Genomic DNA, 18,421 nt, shown 5'->3' with positions numbered 1-18,421 from the left:
AGACGTTGATTAAGCCAGCTCGGTCACTAAGATTTTAGCTTTTTCACTATCGGTCGCAGGGCGGATCTGCTCGCGCTCGGTGACAAAGACCACATTGTCATCTCCTTGCTCACTATTGACGAAATGACGGAAGCGTTTGAGCTTTTCGCTATCGGTGATGGTGGCTTTCCACTCACACACATAGTTGTCGATTAGCAGTTGCATTTGTGCTTCTAGCTCGTCAGCGATGCCTAAACTGTCTTCAATAATGACCGCTTGTAGATACGCCAATCCGCCATCTAAGCTCTCACGCCATTTTGAGGTACGCTGGAGTTTATCTGCTGTTTTGATATAAAACATGATAATACGGTCGATGTATTTGATGACCGTGTCGCTATCAAGATCGGTGGCAAACAGCTCGCCATGACGCGGGGTCATACCACCATTACCACAGACAAATAAATTCCAACCATTTTCGGTGGCGATAATGCCAAAGTCTTTGCTTTGTGCCTCTGCACACTCGCGCGTACATCCCGACACGCCCATTTTTATCTTATGCGGTGAACGTACGCCTTTATAACGGTCTTCTAATCTTAGGGCTAAGCCGACACTGTCATCGACACCATAGCGACACCAGTTATTACCCACACACGATTTAACAGTACGCAACGACTTACCATAAGCATGACCGGTCTCAAAGCCAGCTTGCACCAACTGTGTCCAGATATCAGGGAGTTGGTCTAAACGTGCGCCAAATAAATCCACGCGTTGACCACCTGTGATTTTGGTATACAGATTAAATTCTTTAGCGACTTGTCCAAGTATGATCAGCTTATCAGCGGTGATTTCACCACCCGGCACACGAGGTACGACCGAATAGGTGCCATCTTTTTGTATATTGCCCAGATAATAATCATTGCTGTCTTGCAACGGTGTCAGTTCAGGCTTGAGCACATAATCATTCCAGCATGAGGCCAAGATGGAGGCGACCGTAGGTTTGCAAATCTCACAGCCATGACCGTTACCATGCTCATCCAACAGAGCATCAAAGGTTCTAATACCATGAACACGAATCAAGCTATAGAGCTCTTGACGGGTATAGGCAAAGTGCTCACATAAGTCGTTATTGACCTCAAACCCAAGGGTCGTTAACTGATAGCTTAAAGTATCTTTCACCATAGGCGCACAGCCACCACAGCCTGTACCTGCGCTGGTACAAGATTTCAATTCTGCAATGGAGTACGCACCGTTCTCAACCGCCGCGCAAATAGCCCCTTTGGTGACGTTGTAGCATGAGCAAATCGTGGCGCTATCTGGTAAATTTTCTATACCCATCGTTGGTTTTTCAACGTTAGGTAAAATCAGGCTTTCAGGATGGGCAGGTAGGTCAATGTCGTTGAGATATAACTGTAATAGATTATTATAGTCTTCGGTATCACCAACCAATACCGCACCAAGCAAGCGCTTATTATCAGACGTTGTGACCAGTTTCTTATAGATACCTGTCGCAGGATTTTGATATAAATAGCTCAAACTGTCTGCGCTTTTGCCATGGGCGTCGCCAATACTACCCACATCCACGCCCATGAGTTTGAGCTTGGTGCTCATATCAGCGCCCGTAAAGGTTTGTGTTTGATCGCCTGAAATTTGCGCCGCACAAATACTCGCCATGCTATAGCCAGGCGCCACTAAGCCAAATATTTGGTTATCCCACACCGCGCATTCGCCGATAGCGTAGACATGCGCGGCATTGGTGCGGCACTGCTCATCAATTAAAATACCACCTCGTGCACCTATCTCAATACCGCATTCAGGATTGTTTTTGATAATGCCATCTTGCGGACGAATACCGGCACTAAAGACGATCATATCGGTGTCAAGCGAGGTATCATCGGTGAATTGCATGGTCAGCTGGCATGGATTCTCACTAAAGGTGCTCAGGTTTTTATGTATCGCGTCGCTATTATCAATAATGGCTTGGGTATTCTTACCAGTCAATACTTTGACGCCAAGCGCCTCAATTTTTCGTTTTAAAATATCGCCGCCAGCCGCATCAAGCTGTACGCCCATCAATTGCGGAGCAAACTCTACCACATAAGTCTCTAGTCCTAAGGTGACCAGTGCTTTTGCTGCTTCAAGCCCGAGTAACCCTCCACCCACAACCACGCCTCTTTTTACTTTTGGTTGCTCAGCGATGGCAAGAATGTCATCCAAATCAGCAATGGTGCGATATACATGACAGTGTGCATGCTCACGCCCTGGAATCGGTGGTACAAATGGATAGGAGCCTGTCGCCAGCACCAGCTCACCATATTCAATCCGCTCGCCAGCTTCAGTGATGATGTATTGATTGGTGGTGTCAATATCTACAATACGCTGGTTCAGGTGCAATTGAATCTGGGCAGATGCATAGGCGCTTAAATCAACCAAGTTGAGCTTACTAACATCTTTATGCTCAAAGTAGCTCGATAAATATACCCGATCGTAAGCGGGACGGTCTTCTTCAGCAAACACATGAATATCAAACTGCTCATGTAACCCTTTTTCTATGGCTCGCTCAATAAAATGATGTCCAACCATACCGTTACCAATCACCACCAACTTAGCTTTACCTGCCTTACTCACTATAGTGATACTCATGTAATTATCCTTAGTCATGGGTTTGTCTAAATAGTGCTTACAGTAATTACATCTTCAATAACTGTGCCAAGCACCGTTATATAGCGCCATATCTTTAAGCGAAAGTCTCATCACTACAGACGAAAAACCTGACGATGCCAGTGTATTTCCTAGGCGGCGTGGTATGTATGAGGATATAAATAGCAATGATGAATAAAAAAGTCTTCTCTCATTAAAAGTGAGGATATAAAAAATGGATGCACCAAAATAGATAAAACCATGCACCAATTTGATTGTATTTATGGCAGTCAAGGTTTTTCATTCATCTCGATAAAATTAGCGTTTGTATATGGTTATTAAATTATAAATGACCTTGTAATAGCTGCTTGGAAGTCACCTATAGCAAAGCATGAACGCTTTTATCAAAGCCGAGGTTTTATCTGTATAACGAAGCTGATAGCGGCAGCTGGCACAGCCATTGCACCCCCTTAAATGCTCTAACTGATCATTCTGTTTAACATAATTTGTTCTTATAACTTTTTATGTTGGCCCTAAAGTTTGCCATTTAAGGAAATCGCTTATGTCGTCATCGCCACCATCGAACCCCGCTGTGCCAACTAAAAACAAGCTTAATATCTTATCTTTTACAGGTAAGAATAAAATTCTCCATCTTGGTTGGATGGCTTTTTTTCTGACCTTTTTTGTGTGGTTTAACCACGCGCCTTTTTTATCCGCGATTGGGGAGACGCTTAACCTTACTAAAGATCAAATCAAAACCTTACTGATACTAAACGTCGCCTTGACGATTCCAGCTCGAGTCATTATCGGTATGCTAACCGATCGTTTTGGCCCGCGCCTCGTCTATACCGCTATTTTGGCGATTGGCGCCATTCCCTGTTTTACTTTTGCCTTTGCGCAAGACTACAACACACTAGCGTTGTCTCGGTTCTTACTGGGTTTTGTGGGTGCAGGGTTTGTGGTGGGTATTCGTCTAATGAGTGATTGGTTCCCTGCAAATGAGCTGGGTACGGCTGAAGGTATTTATGGCGGTTGGGGCAATTTTGGTTCCGCTGCTGCTGCCTTGCTATTACCGACAGTGGCTATCATCGCTGCCGCTATAGTTGGTGGTGATGAGGGCTGGCGTTATGCGACGGCTACTTCAGGGGTGGTCATGATGCTTTATAGTGTGATTTTTTATAAGATGGTGCGAGACACGCCAAAGGGTGCGACGTATTTTAAACCCAAAAAATCTGGTGCCATGATGGTGACTTCAGCAGGTGACTTTTGGTTGATGATGGCGTTTAAGCTGCCAATGTATTTGGCCTTGGCTCTTTTGGGATGGAAATTATCGCCCGCTGGCGTCAGCTTGCTTAGTCAGGACAGCGTGACTATCGTCTATATCGGACTGGTCGTTTTATATATTTATGAATTTGTGAGTAGTTATCGCTTTAATAAAGAGATATTTACTACGCCAGTTCCAAAAGCACATCAGTATGATTTTAAACAAGTCGGTATCTTAAATATTCTCTACTTTGCTACTTTTGGCTCAGAGCTGGCGGTGGTGTCTATGTTGCCGCTTTTTTATCAAGAGACATTTAGCCTATCGATTGTGATGGCAGGGGTATTGGCATCAAGCTATGCGTTTATGAATTTGATGTCACGTCCGGGCGGCGGTTGGCTCAGTGACAAGTATGGACGCAAGATCACGCTGCTGATTTTGACTGCGGGTTTAGCCGTCGGTTATTTATTGATGGGAATCGTTGATTCAACATGGCCGATTGCGTTGGCATTGTTAATCACGATGTTTTGCTCATTCTTTGTACAGGCAGGCGAGGGCGCAGTGTTTGCGGTCATTCCACTCATTAAGCGCAGTATGACTGGACAATTCGCTGGCATGACTGGTGCTTATGGCAATGTTGGTTCGGTCGTTTATTTAACCGTACTGAGTCTCGTCTCCTATCAGGTATTTTTCTTTGTGATCGCCGCCACAGCAGTGGTTGGCTTCTTAGCACTATTCTTTTTAAAAGAGCCTGAAGGCGTTATCATCGAAGAGATGCCAGATGGCAGTTTTGCCCAAATTAAAGTGAGCTAAGTATGAAAAAGGGCAGCACACAAGACTTTAAGACCACTGACAAAACCAGTCACCATAGTGCGGATAATGCACTATGGTTGCTTGATTTTTATACCATGCAAGGGCGCAAGTCCGAAAATCAAGACAGCTTGCTGATAACAACATGCTTGCCGTATGGACAGTCCACAGCAACCACCAACGGCAGCGTTCAGTGTCCTCATGCGCCTTTATTGGTGCTGATGGCGGATGGTGTCAGTGCCTGTCAGTTCCCTAAACAAGCCAGTCAATTGGTCGTCAATACCATCACGCATCACCTTACTTTAGCGCTTGAAAATCTCGTGAGGACAGAGTATGAGTCGACATCAGAAAATGAGTCACAAGCCAATGGTCAAAAGGCACCGATAAGCTTTGATGATAATCAAATTGCCATATTGATTAAGGAGGCGGTAAACAAAACCAATGATGTGCTCTATTTCCCGCAAGTTTACGAGCGAGTACCACCGCTGTTATCGACCTTATCAGGTCTACTGTGTATCGGTGACCGTATCCATCTGTTTCATACGGGCGATTCACGTATTTACCGTATAGGTATGGATAGCATGGCGGTGCTCACTAAAGATCACCGCATCCATCGTGGGCAAGATAAAGGTGCGCTGTCGGCTGCTGTTGGCGCTGATACAAGAATTCAGTTACAGCAATCGGTATTTACATTGCATCAAAACGAGTGCTTAGCGCTAATGACTGATGGCGTCTATGAATCTATTACCGCCTCAGAGCTTCAGTTTGAACTGTGTGCCGCCGCAAGCGCGCTAGTCCAATCGACGACTATGATTGATCAAAGTGCTGTTGACCAACAGAGAAGTGATGTTGGTGTCGGTGAAAGCTTAGGTGTCGGTGAAAGCTTAGATATCAGTAAAAGCTTATGCGAGCAAGCGTTTAGCGAAGGCAGTTACGACAACTTAAGTATGATGATGCTCGGTATGAATACGCCAATGCTCCATAAGCAAACGTTTAAGGCACAAATTTACAAGACAGATGACAATGCTAGCTCTCACGATATTCATCGTTATCAGTTGCCAACGGGTTTGGAGATTGGTGCGCAGATTGACGGTTTTACTGTCAAGAACATTATAGCCCGTACTGCTCGTAGTGAAGTGTATTTGGTAGAAGATAGCAACCATCATGCCTTTGTCATAAAGTCGCCAAGCCTTGATACGATTACCGATGGGTACTATCTGCGCGAGTTTTTAAAAGAGCGAAAAATAGGATTGAGCGTATCTAAGCACAGCCGTGCTGGTGAGCCTGCTTACAATCAAGCGGACCCTAATGATTTGTCGAGCGATAACAGCCTTATAAGCATCAAAACCAATCAAAGCGCGAGCTCAGCGCTGAGTTCTTCAGGATTGCTACGTTATTACCCCGTACCAGCGAGTAGTACTTATTTATACCATCTAACCGAATATATTGAGGGCGAGAGCCTCAGAGATTTTATGGATCGCCATGCCCCTTGCGACATATGGCAGACATATGATTTGTTAACCAAAATAGGCATGGCGGTTCGGGTGATGCATCGCAACTATCTATTGCATCAAGACATCAAGCCGGAAAACATCCTATTGACCACCTCAGGCGCGGTCAAATTGATTGATTTTGGTTCGGCCAGCTCTTTAATACTCAAAGACAGCACTCGACCACCGAACGGCGATTTGCACTACGCTGCACCAGAATATTACAGCGATGCACCAAAAGGAGTTTATTCTGATTTATTTTCCATAGCCGTAATCGGTTATGAGCTACTAACCAATGAGTTGCCGTTTAGTTCGCAAGATTTGATGAGTTCGCATCAAGCAAGTCATACGTTGACGCTGCCTGCTCAATCATTACGTCAGCACCGCGTACCCACTGCTAGCCAGCAAGCGTTAATGCGTGCGCTGCATTCCAACACCCAAGCTAGATACCAAGCAATTGGTGAGTTTTTACAAGATTTTAACCCCGACAACACTAGCAATATCCGCGACCCTGAGCCGCTTATCATACGCCATCCATTACTGGTATGGCACAGCATTTGCTTCATTCAGTTTGTCATCATCTTATCATTGCTGGCTTATTTTCTATAAGTTTGCTTCAACAAAAACATGATATGACACGCCATTTATTTAATGCTGCACGTTGCGGCTAAGGGATGCTCTTCTTATGTCGCCTTTTGTACCACACCTTAATGCACAGTCAACAGTAGTCAATAGCCAAAATCCTAAAATAGCGTCAACGCTACCTTCGAGTGCTGGTATCGTCATTATTGGTGCTGGCATGGCAGGCAGCCGTTTTGCTATTGAGTTGGCTCGTGCCCAACAGCAAAACAGACTGGAAAACCCTCACATTCATCTGCCAATTACACTTATTAGTAAAGAACCACAAGTCGGCTACAACCGAATTATGCTATCGCCTGTACTGTCAGGAGATTCTATATTTGAAGATACTTATCTATACGAGCAATCAGAGTATCAACAGCTGGGTATCACCGTATTGGCTGGAATTTCGGTTGACACAATAGACATCAAACAGCAGTCCATTGAGCTGAGCAATGGACAAACGATCGCTTATAGCAAGCTGGTTATTGCGACGGGCTCCAGTGCTCGAATTATTCCTTTTCCTAATTACGATGCTAAAGGCGTGCACGTGTTTCGAGAAGTAGCTGATGTAAATGCACTAACCGCATATGCACATCAAGGGAAAAAAGGTCTGGTGATTGGGGGCGGGGTATTAGGGTTAGAGGCCGCGTGCGCTTTGGCTACTCAAGGAGCAGATATGACGGTTGTTCATGTGGATAGCTATGTACTGAACCGACAGCTTGATTTGCCCGCCGCTGAGCTATTGCAAGCAGAGCTCAGTTGTCGAAATGTCGGACTTGAGGTATCAGCGATCACTGAATGTATAGCGGTCAACAACCAGCATGAAGTATGCGGATTGTTGCTAAAAGATGGGCGCACGTTGCCAGCAGATTTCGTGGTCATGGCAGTGGGCGTGGTACCTAATATCACATTGGCAAAAGACAGCGGGCTGACGGTCAACCGTGGCATCATCGTCGATAATTATATGCACACCAGCGCTGCCAACGTATACGCTATTGGCGAATGTGTGGAGCTAGACGGTGAGCTGTTCGGTATGGTGGCGCCCGTCAATCAGCAAGTTGATACCTTAGTTTCTGTCCTAAAAGATGCGAGGATATCAAACGATGGCTTAGCATCCAGAAATAATTGGCACCCTTTTACTAGCAAACCGCTGTCTTTAAAGCTAAAAGTATCTGGCATCAGTGCCTTTTCAGCAGGGCAAGTCGACTTTGATGACGAGGAAGCGGCGGCTATCGAAACCATCACTTATCAGCAAACCAGTATAAATCACTATCACTGCCTCTATCTTAGAAACAATAAACTGATCGGCGCTGTACTCTACGGTGAGGTCAATGAGGGCAGTTTCTATAGCCAGCTGATCAACAGTAATAGTGATATCGCGTCTATAAAAGCGGATTTAATATTTGGCGAGGCTTACTGTGATTTGGAGAAAATAACGACAGATAGTGAGGCTAACGGAGACATGGATATCGATAGCGATCTGGATTTATTAAGCGCAGCAGACATAGTAGGAGCGGCGTCATGAGTGAAGTGATCTTGAGTAATAAACCAAATGCTAGTCAAGAATTAGAAAGTGGTATACGCCGATCTGATCACAAATCTAATGACATGATCAATCCTTCAAAAACGGCTCTTATTGCCACTTATACTGAAGAAACGACGTCCACCATACGTACCACTTGTCCTTACTGCGGGGTAGGGTGTGGCGTCCTAGCCAGTGTCGATGCGACAGGGGTAGTGAGTGTCAAAGGAGATCCTGAACATCCTGCTAACTTTGGTAAATTGTGCTCAAAGGGCGGTGCATTGGCGCAAACCTTAGGCAGTGAGCGACGCTTAACTGAGCCTTACTATCAAAACAAGCAAGCGGTAATGCAACAACATCGACCTACGCAATTGGGTAATGATTTTAACGCTATCGACATATCTGATGAGCCCCTTATAAAGCCTACCGATTGGAATAACGTCTTAGATGATATTGCCACGCGCTTAAACGACACTATTGCTAAGCATGGTCGCGACAGTATTATGTTTTATGTCTCAGGACAGCTGCTCACTGAGGATTATTACGTCGCCAATAAGTTTATCAAAGGCTTTATCGGTAATAATAATATTGATTCCAACTCACGCCTATGTATGTCTTCCGCAGTAGCAGGGCACAAACGTGCCTTTGGCGCTGATTTGGTGCCTGGTAATTACGAGGATTTAGAGTCCTGCGATTTATTGGTGCTGGTGGGCTCAAACATGGCATGGTGTCACCCTATTTTGTTTGGACGTTTTTTAGCTGCCAAAAAAATTGATCCCAGTAAAAAGCTTATTGTCATTGATCCGCGTCGTACGGATTCCTGTGAGTTCGCAGATTTGCACTTACCAATAGCAGCGGGCACCGATACGCATTTATATAATGGGTTGTTGCACTATCTTAAGCAGCAAGGTTGTTGCGATGAGCGTTATCTCAAGCAATGTAATGATGTCGATCTCGCTTTGGAGGCTGCAAAAACGTGGAGCATCGACAAAGTCGCTCAAGCATGCAAAATTAGCGCTGACCTCATACGCCAGTTTTATCAGCTAGTCGCTGCCAATGACAAGACAGTGACCGCGTTTAGTATGGGCGTTAACCAATCAAAGAATGGCACCGACAAGGTCAATGCCATTATCAATAGTCATCTGTACACCGGACGCGTAGGAAAAGTAGGCGCCAGTCCGTTTTCACTCACTGGTCAGCCAAACGCTATGGGTGGCCGTGAAGTCGGGGCGCTGGCTAATTTGCTGGCGGCACATTTAGATTTGAGTAATGGTATTCATCGTCAACTGGTGGCTGACTTTTGGCAGGCACCGCAGTCTATTACGCCAGAGGTGGGCATCCAAGCTTGTGATGCTGCCGACGCTATCTTAAATGGGCGTATCAAAGCCATTTGGATTATGGCGACCAATCCAGTCGTGAGCTTACCTGAAGCGGATAAATTTCGCCGTGCATTAGCGGCTTGTGACTTGGTCATTGTCTCTGACTGCTCGGTAGACAGTGATACGGTTAAGTGCGCAGATATTGTATTACCTGCCCAAGGTTGGGGTGAAAAGTCAGGCACAGTCACCAATTCTGAGCGACGAATATCAAGACAACGTGCTGTAAAGCCTGCACTCGGTCTTGCCAAACCTGATTGGTGGATACTCTCGCAAGTGGCGAGGAGTATGGGGCTATCAGGGTTTGATTATGACCATCCTAGTGAGATATTTAATGAGTACGTGGCGCTCACTGCTTTTAAGAACAACCCTAGTCAATCAGCTTCGAAAAATAATCAACCGCGCTATCTCAATTTGGCTAAAGACCTACCAATGCCAATCCTAAACCGTGCTGACTATGAGGTAATGCCCCCTTTTCAGTGGGGCGGTGCGCGTATTACACCTGCTCAAGTAAAACTCATTGCTATTACGCCTTCAGATAGTGCTAGCCTGCCTAATTTTCATCACTTCCATCCACATCAACGTCGGCAGAAGTCGAATAAGAGCGATGTTAAGAATAGAGATAAGCGGCATAACACTGACTGCAACCCATCAACCGTGAATCTACGCCTGATTACGGGCAGAATACGAGATCAGTGGCATACCATGACACGCACAGGGCTGGCGCCACAGCTCAATCAACATGAATCTGTGCCGACGCTGACTATCCATCCTAATGAAGCCAAACAACTCGGTGTTGAAAAGGGCGACTATGTGCAGCTACATCCTCGCTATGAGCAGAGCCTGCCGAATAGTGAGGCGACAACTATTGATACTAATAATTTTAGTACAGATACAGATAATATAGAGCAAACAGTTTTAGCGCAAATCGTCATCAGCGATAGTATGCGTGTTGGTGATGCCTTTATGCCCATGCACTGGAGTAATGCCTTTGCTAGCTTTGCACGAGTAGGAACACTCATCCCGATTGTGGTCGATCCACATTCAGGGCAGCCTGAGCTAAAAAACTCAGCGATTCGCATGAGCGCCGTGCCTATGCAGACACTTGGCAAGATTATGGTGCATCCTGATTTGCAGGACACCATATTAGTGCACTTGCGTGCGATGACTGCTCATTTTAAGAAGGAAGCAATAGCGGGTGAGTCGCAAACAGCGTCTACAAACTTTGAGTTAAATGGTGCAGATTCTTCTCTCTCACTACCAGCGCTGACATGGAGTATCAGCAGGCAAGCCAATAGTGTGCTCATCACTCTTGCCAGCCCAGTCGAGCGCACAGCTAAGCAGTTGCTTGACCCTAAATTTTGGCAGCAGTTTATCGATGACTATCAAAAGTCTGTATCAGACAAGTGGTTGACTGGCAATGCCGAAGATACTCTGACGGTTAATAGCGCTTTCACCTTGAGCAAACCAGAGAAGCAACTACGCTTTATCTCGACTCAGTCGGAGGTGAGGAACAAAGCATTAAATTATATATTGCCAAGTGATTCAGACTCCGCCGTACCTAGTGATCAGCTGATATTAGCTATTTATTTTGCACCGAAAGTGATGTATTTGCCTAGTACACATTGGCTTGACAGCTGCTTTGCCAGTACCGCTGCCATACCAGTACAGCAGCGCTATAAATGGCTGCTGGCAGGTCGTCCAGCTACCGGCTATATCGATCCAGGTCCGTTGGTGTGCTCTTGCAGGGCAGTCGGAGAAAACATCATTATCAACGCAATCACCAAGCAACAGTGCCATAGCGTGCAAGCAGTGGGCAAAGCGTGCCGCGCTGGTACTAATTGCGGCTCGTGTGTGGGTCAAATCAATGCACTTATTGAGGAGTATGCGTCATAACTGTCTTATAACCGCCTTATGAAATACAACCAATTGATCAATATGGCATAGGGCTTGCACCGTATATTGCACTAACAGCATCATTAGGAGTCACTGTCATGACGGATTCATCTACCTTTATCGCAACACTACCTCCAAACGATTTATCTAATAAAAAGTGTGTCGTCAATGCGCTAAATACGCCATTAAACAGAGCAGCTGCAAAAGTAGGCACTGTGCATTTAGTCGGTGCAGGCTCTGGTGATCCTGAGCTGCTCACACTAAAAGCTTTGCGAATCATGCAGCGCGCTGATGTGGTGCTTTACGATAGCCTAGTCTCAGAGGATATATTGGATATGTGCGAGCCGACAGCAGAGAAGATATTCGTCGGTAAACGCCGAGCCAATCATGCGCTGCCGCAAGAAAGCATCAATGAGCTGTTGGTCAAGCACGCGCTGGCAGGTAAAACAGTTGTAAGACTCAAAGGCGGCGACCCTTTTATCTTTGGGCGCGGCGGCGAGGAGCTTCAAGAAGTGGTGCGCCATGGTATCTTTTTTGAATCTATCCCTGGTATTACTGCCGCCAGTGCCGCTGCTAGTAGTACAGGTATTCCATTGACGCATCGAGACCATGCGCAGGCAGTGAAGTTTGTAACGGCATATAAGAAATCAGGAGCGCCAAATAATAACTATGACGAGCATTTAGATAGCACCCAAACCGTCGTTTTTTATATGGGATTGCATCAGCTAGATGAATTGACCGAAGGGTTAATAGCAGCGGGACGAGATAGCGCGACGCCTTTTGCGGTGATTAGCCATGCCAGCTTGCCCACGCAGCAACTGCTCATCGGCACGCTTGGTAGTATCGCTAAGCAGCAAGCTGAAGCGAAATTACCAACCCCAGCATTACTGATTATGGGCGATGTGGTGACGCTATATCATGAATTTGCAGACTACAACCTTGGTACATTTGGTAAGCGTGCAGTCTGCAATATTAAGCAATCCATCACTGATAAACATCTTATACCTACTTTTGAGAGTGTTGCATAAAATATAGGGTTAGTCTAAATGCTCAATAAGATGACTTTAAGACACGCTAATCCTTTAACTATAAATTTCGTAATTGCTTAATTAACCAGCGATGTATACCACTGTCACTGGTACGTGGATGCCATGCTGCAATTACCTTAAAGGTAGGCGGTAATGCTTCGATTTTAATCTTTTTAACTTTATTATTTGGTAGTAGTCGTGCAGGATAAAAGGCAATCATATCGGTGGTATGTAGGATATCTGGCACTGCTGAAAAGCTAGGCACTGACATCACAATATGGCGTTTAAGCCCTTTCTCTGCAAACCATTGATCATGCGATCCGCGCAAATTGGCCCGCGAAGGCGATACCACCAGCTGCGGGTGTGCGGCAACTTGAGCCAGTGTGAATATCTCTGTTACAAAGGTATTTTTATAACCCGTCACACATAAATGCTGCTCTTCAAATAGCGTCACATACGATAAATTATCAGGGATAAACTCTGGAAAAGTAATCAGCAAATCAAGTTCGCCTGCCGCAATAAGCTGATTGATATTGTCTGAGGCAAAATCTCTCACTATCAGCCTTAAATTAGGCGCTTCACGGCGTGTGATACTAAACAACTGCGGCAATAATGCCTGCGTCGCATAGTCGGTTGCACTAATCGTAAAGACGCCTTTGTAGGTTTGCGGCGTAAACACTTCTGGCTCTAACAATACTTCCAACTGCTTTAATATCTCGTCAATCGGTTGCTGCATCGCTAGTGCTTTTGGTGTTGCCACCATGCTATTGCCTTGACGAATAAACAAACGATCATCAAACAAATCCCGTAGCTTACGCAACTGCTCGCTAATCGCTTGTTGTGTCAGTCCCATTTTGCGCGCAACTTGCGAGAGGTTTTGTAGATCAAGCAGCGCCTGCAATACCCTAAGCTGCTTGATATCTAGCCGGTTCATACCATTCATAACACTCACCATTAATAATTGTACCATAAACAAGAAAGGCTTGTTTCTAATTGTACCCATAAAACTCTATGCTGACCAACATTGCTTAAGTAATCATTAGATTGGTTATTAAGCATCAAAACAGACTAAATACATTCAATAATAAGCCATCAGCTGCTTTAAAAGAGACATTTATGACACAAACCATTCTAAATACAAATACACTATTTTCCTCTGTACAACTTGGACCTTATACCCTTAAAAACCGTATCGTAATGCCGCCATTGACACGCTCTCGTAGCACACAGCCTGACAATATTCCTAATGACTTAATGGCCAGCTACTATGCACAGCGTGCGACAGCAGGTTTTATGGTGACTGAAGGTACACAGATTGAGCCACGAGGCCAAGGTTATGCATGGACGCCCGGGATTCATTCACCAGCCCAAGTTGAAGGCTGGAAAAAAGTCACGCAGGCAGTACACGCTAAAGGCAGTATTATTTTTGCGCAGCTGTGGCACGTTGGCCGCGTGTCTCATACCAGCTTACAGCCGCAAGGTGCTCAGCCTGTAGGCCCATCAGCGATTGCTGCTGACAATGTAAAAGTATTTATTGAAACAGGCCCAGGTACAGGCGCATTGGCCGATCCAAGTGAGCCACGCGCACTGAGCACAGAAGAAGTGGGTGAACTGGTCGCTATGTATGCGGCAGCCGCACGCAACGCATTAGAAGCGGGTTTTGATGGGGTAGAGCTACATTGTGCCAATGGCTATTTGGTGAACCAGTTCATATCTGAGCATAGTAATACACGTGATGATCAATATGGTGGTTCGTTGACCAATCGTCTGCGTTTTTTAAAAGAAGTGGTCGCTGCCGTCAGTGATGTGGTTGGTGCTGATCGTTTAGGCGTACGTTTTGCGCCTTTATTTGCCAGCACGGATGAGACTCGTGTGTATCTAGGGCTAGTAGAAGCGGATCCTCATCATACCTATATTGAAGCGATTAAGGTGCTTGAGCAGGCGGGTATTGCTTACTTGTCCATTGCAGAGGCTGATTGGGATAATGCGCCTGATTTGCCAGAGCCTTTTTACCAAGCTGTCAGAGCTGAGTTTTCAGGACGTATTATTTATGCGGGTAAGTATACTGTGCAGAAGTCGGTTGATATATTATCTAAAGGTTATGGGGATTTATTTGCTTTTGGTCGTCCTTTTATTGCTAATCCCGATTTACCTGAACGCATAGCCAATGATTGGCCACTCAATGAGGCAGATCCTGTCACGATGTATGGTGGCACTGCCATTGGCTACAGTGATTATCCTCGCTATCAGGAATAGCAAAGCAGCTGAGCAGTGAATGAGATAAGGCCATTAATACTAATGGCCTTATTTTTATTTATAAATTTGGGATTTATTGGATATTCACAAACAGTCAATCATCAAGCGACAATTATTGTTTTTGTCGCTTAAATATTTTTCTTTTATCATTTTATCAATAGGTAGCAGGCAATGAATCAGAATACTAAAGACAGACTGATACGTATATTAGTAGGATATGTCGGACTTTATCCGACGCTCTTAATCGTATTAACGTTATTAAAGCCTGTGACTCATGGTTTAAGTCTGCCAGTGGTGGTATTGATTGAAACCATAATACTCGTACCGTTGACGCAGATGGTGTCATTTCCACTAGCAGGCTGGCTCATTGAGCGCTTAAGAAGATAACAAGCGTTGCTCTTTGCCTAGTTTGGATATGGGTTTTTAAGAGTATTGATTGAGATGATAAATGATTGATGGCACGGGTAAGTTTGTAAACCAGATAATTGAGTTGGTTGGATTTCAGCCGGATATTAAAAACAGCACTCTATAATAAGGAGGAGAATAAATGGTTCATAAACCTTAATATCTGACTTAGACTGAGTACAACAATTCCCATTTATTATAGAGTGTGTATGAGAGCAGATAAGTATTCGAAGGCTTGATTCTGCGCTTATCAAGAATTTCTCTATGATCACCCGAAAGGTCAGCAGATTTTCGAGCGCAAATGAACAAAAGCGTAAAACAAAGTAAAATGAGCATCCATCAATCTTGTACTTTCTACAATAATGAATGAGAGTAGCTTTGAAGCTGATTTCGAATGCTAGAATTGCTTAGGGATACAGTTTAATATCTAATAAACATACCTAACTCGGAGTCTATTTTAAGTGGTCTATTAATAGGTTTGAAGGATGAAATAACTGGTTCCCTTGGGGTGTTTCTCAACAATGAATAACCTAAGTTAGGAAAGCTCCTGAATAGGTACAATTACATATTCCTATTGCACCTTTTCCTCATAAGGTGCATGGATACTTATTGCTTTAAATTCTTGTTTTTTAATTGAGTTGCCAATAAAGAGGGTGACCATAAACTTTGGCAAAATAATCAATTAATGTTCTAACATTTAGAGAGACATGACGAGTATGAGGATAAATAGCTGCGACATGTTGAGGTGTGGTTTTGACGGCCGTACTATAATTAGGCAGTAGCTTGATAAGCTCACCACTCTTTAAATGCTCACCGATGAGCCAATCTGGAAAAAGCACAATTCCCATACCTTTGAGTGCAGATACCAATAAAGATTCTGCATTATTGGACATCAATAAAGCGGGTGCTAAGAATGGCGTCCAATCCTCACTTTCTGTTTTAAAAAGCCAACGATTGGGTCCTGTTGAGCCTTTATATAGTAAACATTTATGATGTGTCAGATCTGCTGGCACGTGCAATTTACCATGCGTGCTTATGTATGATGGAGAGGCGGCAAGATGATAGGTTTGCTCGCCAAAAATACGCGCATGAAAGGCGGAGTCATGTAACGTGCCAATTCTAAAAATAACGTCTGTTGCATAATGATACGGATCAATAAAGTCATCCGTTAAACTCAAATCTATCTGTAATTTAGGATACTGAGCACTAAGCTGTGGCAGCCAAGGTGCGATATGTCGTTGTCCAAAAAATACAGGAGCGTTGATTCTAATTAAACCACCCGGTTCTAATGTCCTGTCTTGAAGCTCCTGCTGTGCTGCACTCATGCTCTCGGTCATGGATTTTGCATAGCGCATAAATACGCGACCTGCCTCAGTAGGAGTAACAGCGCGTGTATTACGGTAAAAAAGCTGCTGTCCCAGTGAGTCCTCTAACTGTTTGATAATACGTGACACTTTAGAAGCCGAAACGCCTTCTTTTCGAGCCACTACAGAAAAACTCTGAGCGTCAAAAACCTCTATAAAAAATAATAGTGTTTGTATGTTGATGGTATCTACCGTATTCATTTGTGCAACTTATGCAAAGGTCATTTTCGTATTATAGCGTTTTTTAATGGGTATACATTGCTGTAAGCTGCAGCGTATTGCTCATTAAGGATTTTTTCATGCAAATTTTATTGATACTCATTGTTGTGTTAGGCGGCATGGGGTTGTCTGTTGAAGCAGGATTACTTGGGCCTTTAGGGAGTCAAGTAGGCGAGCTGTGGGCAACATTGAGCATTTTTGGTGTTGGCGCTGCTTTAACATTCTTTTTGATGCTGTTTTTTAGTCCGCGAGACAGCCCTTCCTTTTTCTCACAGCCGCCTTTATTACTGGTTGGTGGTATTTTAGGGCCTGTTTATGTTGTGGTATTAACCGTGGTGACGCCTGTTATTGGCATTGCGCTGACGATGGTTGGGATATTGGCTGGGCAAGTATTTCAGAGTTTAATCATAGATCATTATGGTTTATTCGAAACCGTGGAACGAAAAATAGACAGCAAACGAATTATCGCTTTATTTTTCATTATTGCCGCACTTGTTTTTATGGCAAAAGGATAACCTAAATGATGCTTATTTTAATGATTGTATTAGCAATAATTGGCGGCGCAGCTTTGAGCGTTCAAGCGGCATTAAATGGTCGCCTTGGCGGCAATGTTGGCGTATTTAAAAGTGCCTTTTTAACCTTTTCTGTGGGTGCGGTTGTGACCGCTTTGCTCATTTTATTTTTTGAGCCAAATCATACCATTACTTTGATGGATGTCCCTAAGTGGCAGCTACTTGGCGCATTGTGTGGTGTTCCTTACATTGTCATTATGGTGGTTGCGGTCCAGCGTATTGGGACTGCTGTGGCAACGGTGGCAGTTATTTTTGGTCAGCTGAGTATGAGTGTATTAATTGATAATTTTGGTTGGTTAGGTAATGAGGCGATTAGCCTTTCAGGCAGTCGAATAGGTGCTTTGGTTTGTTTGGCAATTGCGCTTTATTTTATTTATGCTAGCAGCAAGTCTGAACCTAAAGAGGCTCAGTAGTGAGCTATGCTGAAGAAATTGTAGAAACTAATATGGGAGGTTTTAATCAGACAGCTCAATCATAATGACCCATGCTGTTGATTTTATAGTCATTAAGTTCATATTTAACACTAGCAGTTCGATGCTTGTATAGCGCACCGTTGAACTAATCGCAGATCATTATGGTATTCCAATTAATTAGATTTTGTTAATGCTAGTGCTTACATTTAGCTAAAAATACTGGTAAAAATCCAAGCCTTAAGGCACTAGTTCATGGATTCAAACGCGCCCTAGGCAACCTATCTTAAATATTTCTGAACCTCTCTTTTAGATACGGCTCAATTAAGTCTAGAAGCATAGGAAATTTATAAATACCAAGTCAAAATGTATAGGAAAAAGGATTTTCTATACACGTTTGGAAGACACAAAAGACGATATAGATATACCCTAAGGGATATCAATGGACGCAAACATGGATCAGAGTATCCGTTTACCGATCCCTAAAATAGAATCACTACAATCAGGATGTAATACCATCCGAAAAAGCGACATTATTCGCTGGATTGATAATCAATTAAAAAAGCATTAAGTGA

At 44.2% G+C, this 18,421-nt stretch carries 12 protein-coding genes; 9 read left to right on the top strand and 3 right to left on the bottom strand.

Annotated elements, in window-relative coordinates; translation table 11 throughout:
* Positions 1 to 9: 9 nt before the first annotated feature.
* Positions 10 to 2,619: a nitrite reductase large subunit NirB gene (gene nirB / locus FQ083_RS00280; protein ID WP_149408267.1), complete on the bottom strand. Its 2,610-nt coding sequence runs from the start codon at positions 2,617 to 2,619 to the stop codon at positions 10 to 12.
* Positions 2,620 to 3,178: 559 nt separating this feature from the next.
* On the opposite strand from nirB, the gene FQ083_RS00275 reads away from it, so the two are divergent.
* The 5 genes from FQ083_RS00275 to cobA all read left to right on the top strand — a co-directional run bounded on the left by FQ083_RS00275 (position 3,179) and on the right by cobA (position 12,620).
* On the top strand, positions 3,179 to 4,690 hold the full coding sequence (locus tag FQ083_RS00275) for a NarK family nitrate/nitrite MFS transporter (RefSeq protein WP_149408266.1): 1,512 nt from the start codon (positions 3,179 to 3,181) through the stop codon (positions 4,688 to 4,690).
* Between the two features lie 2 nt (positions 4,691 to 4,692).
* Entirely contained in the window at positions 4,693 to 6,786 is a 2,094-nt protein-coding gene (locus FQ083_RS00270; RefSeq protein WP_149408265.1) for a bifunctional protein-serine/threonine kinase/phosphatase, read from the top strand.
* Between the two features lie 76 nt (positions 6,787 to 6,862).
* Positions 6,863 to 8,323 (top strand): NAD(P)/FAD-dependent oxidoreductase, encoded by a 1,461-nt coding sequence (locus tag FQ083_RS00265; protein WP_262880806.1) that lies wholly within the window; start codon positions 6,863 to 6,865, stop codon positions 8,321 to 8,323.
* Positions 8,320 to 11,592, top strand: a complete 3,273-nt coding sequence (locus FQ083_RS00260) for a molybdopterin-dependent oxidoreductase (protein ID WP_149408264.1) — start codon at positions 8,320 to 8,322, stop codon at positions 11,590 to 11,592. The genes FQ083_RS00265 and FQ083_RS00260 overlap by 4 nt, the downstream gene beginning before the upstream one ends.
* 98 nt (positions 11,593 to 11,690) lie before the next feature.
* Positions 11,691 to 12,620 carry a uroporphyrinogen-III C-methyltransferase gene (gene cobA / locus FQ083_RS00255; RefSeq protein WP_149408263.1) on the top strand — a complete coding sequence of 310 codons (930 nt, stop codon included), beginning with the start codon at positions 11,691 to 11,693 and terminating at the stop codon, positions 12,618 to 12,620.
* Between the two features lie 58 nt (positions 12,621 to 12,678).
* On the opposite strand, the gene FQ083_RS00250 is transcribed toward cobA, so the two are convergent.
* Positions 12,679 to 13,563: a LysR family transcriptional regulator gene (locus FQ083_RS00250; protein WP_133104365.1), complete on the bottom strand. Its 885-nt coding sequence runs from the start codon at positions 13,561 to 13,563 to the stop codon at positions 12,679 to 12,681.
* 173 nt (positions 13,564 to 13,736) lie between these two features.
* Here FQ083_RS00250 and FQ083_RS00245 point away from each other — a divergent pair, with 173 nt between their 5' ends.
* Both FQ083_RS00245 and FQ083_RS00240 read left to right on the top strand, forming a co-directional pair.
* Positions 13,737 to 14,876, top strand: a complete 1,140-nt coding sequence (locus FQ083_RS00245) for an alkene reductase (RefSeq protein WP_149408262.1) — start codon at positions 13,737 to 13,739, stop codon at positions 14,874 to 14,876.
* A 171-nt stretch (positions 14,877 to 15,047) separates the two neighbouring features.
* Entirely contained in the window at positions 15,048 to 15,263 is a 216-nt protein-coding gene (locus FQ083_RS00240; protein WP_083759467.1) for a hypothetical protein, read from the top strand.
* A 647-nt stretch (positions 15,264 to 15,910) separates the two neighbouring features.
* Here the strand turns inward: FQ083_RS00240 and FQ083_RS00235 are convergent.
* A complete protein-coding gene (locus FQ083_RS00235) occupies positions 15,911 to 16,846 on the bottom strand; it encodes a LysR family transcriptional regulator (RefSeq protein ID WP_149408261.1) in 936 nt (311 codons plus the stop codon).
* A gap of 98 nt (positions 16,847 to 16,944) precedes the next feature.
* Between FQ083_RS00235 and FQ083_RS00230 the strand changes: the two genes are divergently transcribed.
* Together FQ083_RS00230 and FQ083_RS00225 are read left to right on the top strand one after the other, a co-directional pair.
* A complete protein-coding gene (locus tag FQ083_RS00230) occupies positions 16,945 to 17,379 on the top strand; it encodes a DMT family transporter (RefSeq protein ID WP_149408260.1) in 435 nt (144 codons plus the stop codon).
* Positions 17,380 to 17,387: 8 nt separating this feature from the next.
* Entirely contained in the window at positions 17,388 to 17,849 is a 462-nt protein-coding gene (locus FQ083_RS00225) for a DMT family transporter (RefSeq protein ID WP_149408782.1), read from the top strand.
* Positions 17,850 to 18,421 lie beyond the last annotated feature (572 nt).

It is taken from the genome of Psychrobacter sp. ANT_H59, from assembly GCF_008369225.1.
Classification (GTDB): domain Bacteria; phylum Pseudomonadota; class Gammaproteobacteria; order Pseudomonadales; family Moraxellaceae; genus Psychrobacter; species Psychrobacter cryohalolentis.
The sequence above is the reverse complement of the archived record's forward strand: the minus strand, read 5'-3'. Positions and strand labels throughout refer to the sequence as shown.